This is a genomic window from Pseudomonas sp. MF6394 (genome assembly GCF_002018845.1).
Classification (GTDB): domain Bacteria; phylum Pseudomonadota; class Gammaproteobacteria; order Pseudomonadales; family Pseudomonadaceae; genus Aquipseudomonas; species Aquipseudomonas lactis.
Genome location: NZ_MVOJ01000077.1, coordinates 1 through 1,663, shown reverse-complemented (window position 1 = coordinate 1,663; position 1,663 = coordinate 1). Strand labels below are relative to the sequence as shown.

At 55.4% G+C, this 1,663-nt stretch carries 1 protein-coding gene; it reads left to right on the top strand.

What is annotated here, in order from left to right; all coding sequences use genetic code 11:
- Window positions 1–72 precede the first annotated feature (72 nt).
- A protein-coding gene (locus tag MF6394_RS32760; protein ID WP_193791350.1) for an IS3 family transposase occupies window positions 73–1,625 on the top strand; the annotation gives its coding sequence in 2 pieces (ribosomal slippage) (window positions 73–535 and window positions 535–1,625; 1,554 coding nt in all).
- The last annotated feature ends 38 nt before the right edge of the window (window positions 1,626–1,663 follow it).

Sequence of the window (1,663 nt, the reverse complement as noted above, 5' to 3'; positions counted from 1 at the left end):
CCCCCGGTGTCAGGGTAGTTGTCGTGTCCCCCGCTTTTTGAAAAGCATTCCGGGGGCGGCAAGAGTATGGTCATGCCTTTCTATTCAGAAGAACGTAAAGCTGCGCTGCTGAAAATGATGCTTCCGCCCCTGAGCCTCTCGGCGGCGGAGGTCGCTCGGCGCGAAGGTTGCAGCGATATGTCTCTCCATTATTGGCGCAAACAAGCTGCCGCCAGAGGAACGCAATTGTCCGATGCCAAGCAACCGGCCGAAAATTGGTCAGCCGAATCCAAGCTGGCGATCATCATAGAAACAGGTTCGCTATCGGAACTGGAAATCGGTGAGTACTGCCGACGAAAAGGTATTTTTCCCGAGCAAATAACCGATTGGCGCAACGCTTTTATTGCCGGCAGCACGAAACAGTCAACCGCGAAAACTGCAAGCTCCGGACAGTCACGGGATGATAAAAATCGTATCCGTGAACTTGAACGTGAGTTGCGCCGCAAAGATGCAGCCCTGGCTGAAACAGCGGCCTTACTGGTACTACGAAAAAAGCTCAATGCCTACTGGGGGAGCGACGACGAGGCCACCTGACCTTGTTGCCAGAACGGTATTTACTCGTTGATTGGCTTAATGAAGCCATTCTGGCGGGCGCCCGCAGGGCGCCTGCTTGTCAGGAGGTAGGCATTTCACTGAGGACACTGCAACGCTGGAGCTTGCCGCAAGAACTCTTGGCAGATGGACGCACGACGACGCTTAGGCCGATACCGAACAACGCGCTCAGTGAGCTTGAACGGCAAGGCATCGTGACGCTGTGCAACAGCAAAGCCTATGCGCACCTCCCGCCAAGCCAGATCGTGCCGCAATTGGCCGATGAAGGAAGATATGTAGCCTCGGAGGCGACTTTTTATCGTGTGCTGCATGCGGCAGGTCAGCAGCATCACCGATCCAGAGCCAAGCGACCGCATCGCCATGAGGCACCGACCACTTACGCAGCGACTTCAGCTAATCAGGTGTGGTCATGGGACATCACCTACTTGCCGTCCCCGGTTCGCGGGAAATTTTACTACCTCTATCTGATCGAAGACATCTACAGCCGAAAAGCCGTGGGCTGGGAAGTTTATGAAGCCGAGAGCGGGGAAAAGGCAGCAGCGTTGCTGCAACGAAGCGTGACTCAGGAGAAGTGTTGGCGCCAGCCGCTGGTGCTTCACTCGGACAACGGTGCACCGATGAAATCGGTGACGTTACTGACCAAGATGTATGACCTGGGCATCACGCCGTCTCGCGGTCGACCACGGGTTAGCAACGACAACCCGTACTCGGAATCACTGTTCAGGACACTGAAATACTGCCCGCAGTGGCCACAGGCGGGGTTTACCAGCCTGGATGATGCGCGTATCTGGGTGAGGAATTTTATGACCTGGTACAACACCGTGCACCGTCATAGCCGGATCCGCTTCGTAACACCGGCTCAACGTCATGAAGGAAAAGACCGAGAAATCTTGGCTCGTCGAGATGCGATATACCGGCAGGCCAGAGAGAAAAGACCGGAACGATGGTCAGGAGAGACACGCAACTGGAACCCTATCGGGACGGTGTATCTGAACCCTGAAAGGGAACTGACCGTGGTAATAAAAATCGCGTAGCGCGACGGTGGACGCGACAACTACCTTGAAAAACGCCG